This window comes from Clostridium tyrobutyricum DSM 2637 = ATCC 25755 = JCM 11008 (assembly GCF_000359585.1).
In the GTDB taxonomy this organism is placed as follows: domain Bacteria; phylum Bacillota; class Clostridia; order Clostridiales; family Clostridiaceae; genus Clostridium_B; species Clostridium_B tyrobutyricum.
The window spans coordinates 48,138-54,455 of sequence record NZ_APMH01000028.1 but is presented as its reverse complement, the minus strand read 5'-3'; the positions used below and the strand labels follow the sequence as shown (position 1 = coordinate 54,455).

At 28.4% G+C, this 6,318-nt stretch carries 6 protein-coding genes; 5 read left to right on the top strand and 1 reads right to left on the bottom strand.

The genetic code is table 11. The annotated features are described in order from the left end of the window. Positions 1–806 precede the first annotated feature (806 nt). Positions 807–974 (bottom strand): hypothetical protein, encoded by a 168-nt coding sequence (locus J418_RS16625; RefSeq protein ID WP_017750920.1) that lies wholly within the window; start codon positions 972–974, stop codon positions 807–809. A 145-nt stretch (positions 975–1,119) separates the two neighbouring features. Between J418_RS16625 and J418_RS0111470 the strand changes: the two genes are divergently transcribed. The 5 genes from J418_RS0111470 (at position 1,120) to trmB (ending at position 6,307) form a co-directional block, all read left to right on the top strand. After that, positions 1,120–2,496 (top strand): PhoH family protein, encoded by a 1,377-nt coding sequence (locus J418_RS0111470; RefSeq protein WP_017750921.1) that lies wholly within the window; start codon positions 1,120–1,122, stop codon positions 2,494–2,496. Positions 2,497–2,705: 209 nt separating this feature from the next. Beyond that, positions 2,706–3,713 carry a phosphodiester glycosidase family protein gene (locus J418_RS0111465; RefSeq protein WP_017895626.1) on the top strand — a complete coding sequence of 336 codons (1,008 nt, stop codon included), beginning with the start codon at positions 2,706–2,708 and terminating at the stop codon, positions 3,711–3,713. Positions 3,714–3,743: 30 nt separating this feature from the next. Further along, positions 3,744–4,769 carry a hypothetical protein gene (locus J418_RS0111460; protein ID WP_017750923.1) on the top strand — a complete coding sequence of 342 codons (1,026 nt, stop codon included), beginning with the start codon at positions 3,744–3,746 and terminating at the stop codon, positions 4,767–4,769. Between the two features lie 45 nt (positions 4,770–4,814). After that, positions 4,815–5,465, top strand: a complete 651-nt coding sequence (locus tag J418_RS0111455) for a site-2 protease family protein (RefSeq protein ID WP_017750924.1) — start codon at positions 4,815–4,817, stop codon at positions 5,463–5,465. Between the two features lie 206 nt (positions 5,466–5,671). Then, a complete protein-coding gene (gene trmB, locus J418_RS0111450) occupies positions 5,672–6,307 on the top strand; it encodes a tRNA (guanosine(46)-N7)-methyltransferase TrmB (RefSeq protein ID WP_023625397.1) in 636 nt (211 codons plus the stop codon). Positions 6,308–6,318: the final 11 nt, after the last annotated feature.

The window sequence follows — 6,318 nt, the reverse complement described above, 5'->3', positions numbered from 1 at the left end:
TGTTATAACCACATTATACAAGGAGGAATAAATATTACTTATGTTTTTTTAATTCAAATAGTATTTTTTATGTATATAGGTGGGGTTGCTATTAAATATTTATTTTTTAAATCTAAAACAAAAGTTTCCTGAAAATATTTCTGCTAAATTTATTATGGATTAATTATCTATTGTAATCATTATCATAATTATATATAATAGTAGTTGAAGGCTCCATTGTTAAGCTTTAACTCTAATTAGCAAGGGCCTAGTTAATTCTAGGACCTTGTCATAGTTCTTGTACATAAAAAAGCCAGGAATAAAAATCTATGGTATGATAATTAATCAATAGAAGGTAATGAATGTACACTAATAGTATTTACAATATCTGATCTACTGTACTGAAATTTATGACGTATCTATATTTAAGGAGTTATCGATCTATTCTATAACAATTAAATAAAAACCAGTCTGTATTTTCTTAACCAAATGTTTCTATAAGTTTATCATAAAAAGAATTGGCATTAATAACTTTGGGAGTGTTTATTGCTATGTCATACATCACTTCAAAAGTTATGTATTGAATATACTTTAAAAACTCCTACATATAAACGATTGTATAAAATTATTAGTTATAATATTAAAAATATAAAATAAAAATAAGTATCGCTTCGTCGGTACTTATTTTCAATATATTTTACAAAAAATAGTGATGCTAGTTAAAAGATGAGAATGAAGATTGGTAATTAATGAAATGAATGATTTCACATACTTAAGTCATATAAATATTTACTATTAAATATCATGAATTTATTAATATAAATTTTCTATTTAGTATTTTTGTTATTGGTTTGAGGTGTATCTACAGTCCAATTATTTATATAAGTGTCTTCATCTATATTATTATCTAAACTATTATTGAAAACCAAATTTACAGATGCTGATGAATTTATATTTATATTTTCCTTGTTTTTAATTGTATGCCTATAATTCATAAGAAAACACTCCTTTACTTAATTAGTGTTCCCAAATAATTAATTTTAATACAATTATATTTAATAATAATTAATATAATGATTTTAGTATGTTTATTTTTAATGTTGCCATAATATAATAGTATTAGAGAGGGGAGGAGCGACTTTGAGCAAGACGTATGTTTTAGATACTAATGTTATTCTTTATTCACCTGTCTCCATACTAAGTTTTGGAGAGTGTGATGTAGTGATTCCAGAAGTTGTTTTAGAAGAATTAGATAATTTTAAAAAAAATAAAAATGATCTAGGTGCAAATGCCAGAAATGCGGCTAGACTAATAGATGATTTAAGAAAAAATGGAAAGCTTGATAAGGGGGTTCAATTGCCTGGTGGCGGAAGCCTTAGAGTTGAAATGAATCACTATAATATTAAGATTCCTCAATCATGGGATAAGTTTAAGCCTGATAATAGAATAATACAAGTTTGTATGGGACTTAAAGAACAGGGAGAAGATGTTTGTTTAATAACGAAAGATACTTTTGAAAGAATTAAAGCAGATACTGTAGATATACCGGTAGATGATTTTTATGAGAAAATAGTACCTGAAGATGAAAGTCAATATACCGGAAGGACAGAAGTATATACATCACGGGATAATATGGCAGAATTTTATAAAAATAAATATTTAGAGATGGATAAAATAAATTGTTATATAGAATCAAAAAATGAGTATTTTACGCCTAAACTTTATAATAATGAGTTTGTTACAATTCGATGTTTTGATAATCCAAAACAAAGTGCATTAGGAATATTTGATGGAAAAAAGATTGTACAACTTAATTTTAAGGATAGTTCAGCTATAGGCATAAGTGCCAGGAATGTAGGACAAAAATTTATGCTTGAGTCATTGTTTACAGGAGCGGATAAGGCACCACTTGTAATAATAAAAGGTCCAGCAGGAACTGCCAAGACTTTATTCTCACTGGCAGTTGGACTTCATAATATATTGGAAGAAAATATGAGTCAATACAGGAGAATATTGATATGCAGGCCCAATATAACTATGGATGAAGATATAGGTTATTTACCGGGTACTGAGCAAGAAAAAATATCCCCATTTATGAGACCAGTACTGGATAATTTAGAAATATTGGTGGATTCTGATGAAAAAGAACGATATAAAAACGAAAAAGAACTTGCAGATAAGATTAGAGAATTATTTGACAGAAGAATAATAGCTACTGAGGCTGTTGGATATTTGCGAGGAAGATCTATAGTCAGGAACTGGATTATAATAGATGAAGCTCAAAATCTTACTCCAAAGCAAGTCAAAGCCATTGTAACTAGAGTAGGTATAGGAACAAAACTTTTACTTGTAGGAGATCCTGAACAAATAGATCAGCCGTTTTTGGATTCTAGATCCAATGGATTAAGTTATGCATCGGAAAAGATGAAAGGCAGCAAATTATGTTATCAAGTTACTTTAAAACATAGTGAATGTGAACGTTCACCACTTGCATATGAGGCATCTAAGAAATTATAGAAATTTAAAAATTTATAGTATTATTTAATAAAATTATGGAATTATAATTATAAAGTATTTAAAATTATAATTCCATAATTTTATTATTTTTTAACTGATATGTATTTGTTAACAAAATTTTTAGTAAATTTGTAATTATTTCTATTTAAAAAATGACATATTTATTGTACAATATTGAGTGACATACTTTTAGAAAGGAAAATTGTAGAATGGGCAGGAGAGAAATACCAGGTAAAACTAGAAAATCAATATGGAAAATTGTATTACTATTTTTAATTTTTGAATTCGTATTCACTGGAATTACGGCACCATTTCTGATATTTCGAGGACCTTTTAAAAATGTTACAAGGACAATGGTAGGCGCAGCCATGACTACGCTGAGCCATCAATACATTGCAAAAATATTTTTATCTGATGTAGAAATAAAGCAAATATTAGGTGAAAGTCAGATAGACAATATAAAACAACAAAGTGTTGATGTTTCTAAATTTAGCAGTAAACATGATAGCAGTATAGAAAGAGAAGATATAAGTGATGGCAAGAAATTTAAAGGATATATACTTATAGTGCATGATCCAACTAGAGTTAAAGTTGGTTATACAAACAGGCTGGGAGTATCTGGAGAATTAACCAGCAGAATAGCTAAAGACAACAATGCTGTAGCTGCCATAAATGGTGGAGGATTTACTGATAGTTCCTCTGAAAATAGTGCATGGACAGGCACTGGAGGAAAACCTGTAGGACTTCTTATGAGTAATAGTAAAATAGTATATAATGATATAAAAAACATGAACTCAAAAAAAGAAATTATGGGAATCACAAATAAAGGTGAATTATTAGTAGGAAAATACAGTATAAATGAAATTAAAAAACTTGGAGTAAGAGATGCCATATCTTTTGGACCAGCTCTTGTAGTCAATGGAGAAGGGACTATAAAATCAGGTGATGGTAATTGGGGAATAGCACCTAGAACTGCTATAGGACAAAGAAGTGATGGGGCTATATTATTACTTGTTATAGATGGCAGACAAACTAAAAGTGTTGGAGCTTCTCTAAAAGATGTCCAGAATATAATGCTTAAATATGGGGCTGTAAATGCTACAAATCTGGACGGTGGTTCTTCATCTACTATGTATTATGAAGGAGAAATAATAAATAATCCCTGCGATCCGTTGGGAGAAAGGTCTGTAGCTTCTATAATATATGTAGAGAAATAGTAGAAGAATAATTATGAAGGGAAGTATGATATGAAAATTTTTAGAAGAATTGTAATATGGGCTCTCATATCCTTAGTTGTACAATTTGCTGGATTATTTTATATAAATAATTATTTCTTGTCTTCAAATACTAAACTAGAAACAAAAAAAGTTTTAAAAAGCGAACCTAAAAAATCAAATGTCGTTATAAAAATACCACAAGATGCCAATAATATTAAAGTATCTTTTGATGGTAAGTATGCATCTTATTATGCTCAAAATGTACTTACGGTTATAGACACAGAAACTGGTTATGAAAAACGGATAGAATTCAAATCAGGAGTAGATTTGTCATTTTACAAATGGCTTAAAGATAGAAATAGAATACTCATAGCAGAGAAGCAAAGTTCAGATAGTGACTATAGTTTTAATATGGAATATTATGATGTAGATAAAGATATAAAGGAAAACATTAAAAAAATTGATGGCTTTAACAGTAAAACTCAAATTTCGGATATACAAGAATCTCCACTTACAAATGTTATATACATAAAAATGGTAAGTACGGGTAAGGGTACCAATATATATAGAGTTAACATAATGAGTGAAGTACAGAAAGTTCAGACTCAGTCTTATATGATTGGAGATATAGGTATATTATCATTAAAAGATGCACTAATATACGAAGATAGTTTGTACAACCGTATTTATGTAAGTGGACAGGATAAATCACTTAATATACCAGGAGTTGAAAATCCAACGTGGGTAGGTGTAGATGAAGAAGATAGGATATATTTGGGAGATTTGAAAAATGGGAAAATTACAAAGCTATATTATGGAAATGTGGATGGACAAACAAACAAATATAGTGTTGTAGATTTGAGGGAAGAAGTTGATAAAAAAGATGTATATGTGTCCAATAATGGTGATATATATGTAAATGACAATCTACAGGGTATAGTAAGGAATGTTATAAATGGAAAACAATATAAGTACTATGGAAAATTTGTTCAGATGTATGAAGGTGGAATTGTATCTATAGACAATGAAAAATTAGAAAAAGTTTTAATACAATAATACATAAAGTTAATTGATTTATATTATATTGAAAGGAGGGATTGTTTGAATAGTATAAATATATTAAATAAAGTACTTATTATACCTGGCATACTTATAGGACTTACATTTCATGAATATGCCCATGCTTTTGTGGCAGATCGTTTAGGGGATAAGACTCCTAAGTTTCAGGGAAGGTTGACCTTAAATCCATTTGCACATATAGACATAATTGGTTTTATAATGATACTTTTAGTTGGATTTGGATGGGCGAAACCAGTTGAGACAAATCCAAGTGCCTATAGGAATAGAAATAGAGCTGATCTTAAAGTATCTATAGCAGGGCCTATAGCTAATTTGATTGTGGCATTTGTACTTGGATTTTTAGCTGTTTTATTATATAAATTTGTATCTTACAATAGTTCGAATTATGTATCGGTTTCAAATATAATAATTATTGTGCTTATGCAGGCTGTAAGTATAAATTGTATGTTGTTTGTATTCAATCTTATACCGTTGCCAGGCTTGGATGGCTTTCATATATTGAGGGATATATTTCCTTCTATTTATTATAAGGTATCTGATAAAATTTATAAATATCAAATTATAATACTGCTTTTGTTTGTTGCTACTCCAATTGCGAGATATGTAGTAGGAGTTCCGTCAAATTATTTGTATAACTTGATTAAGAGTATAGCTCAAAGTATTATATTGTAACTGTATTTCTATAATCATATGGAGGAATATATGAGGTATTGTATGAATGAACAAAAATAGGAAAGGAGAAGGTTTGTCGAAATATATAATATAAAAGGACAATATATATGACCATATGAAAACCAAATTTTTAATATGGTCATATTTTATGTGTAAATTTAGATAGTTATAGGTTTTTATATTATTTTGACACCATGTAATGAATTATGAGATTAAGGAAAAAGTGGTGGGCTAGGCCGGAGATGGGATCTAGTCGTTTAACAGTAGTAAAACCTCAAGAATATAAGGGAAAATGGAGAGAAGAGTTTAAAAATTCTCAAGATATATATTTAGAACTAGGGTGTGGAAGAGGAAGATTTCTATGTGATAATGCAAGTAATAATAAAGATATTAATTATATAGGAATTGATTTAAAAGATGAGGTATTAATATATGCACTTAGAAGAGCTATAGATATGGAAATGGAGAATGTAAGAATAGTACCTATGAATATAAACAATATTGAAGAAGTATTTGATAGAGATGAAATAAGTAGAATATACGTAAATTTTTGCAATCCATGGCCTAAAGAAAGACATAAAAAAAGAAGGCTTACTCACACAAGGCTTTTAGAAAAATACAAAATATTTTTAAAACCGGAAGGTGAAATATGGTTTAAAACTGATAATTTAGAGTTGTTTAATGAATCACAAAATTATTTTAAAGAAAGTGGATTTAATATACAATATTTAACTTATGATTTGCATAAGAGTAATTTTAAAGGTAATATAACTACTGAATATGAACAAAAATTTATTGGATTAGGTATGAAAATCATGTTTTTAATAGTTAAGATGCTTTAGTATATATCATA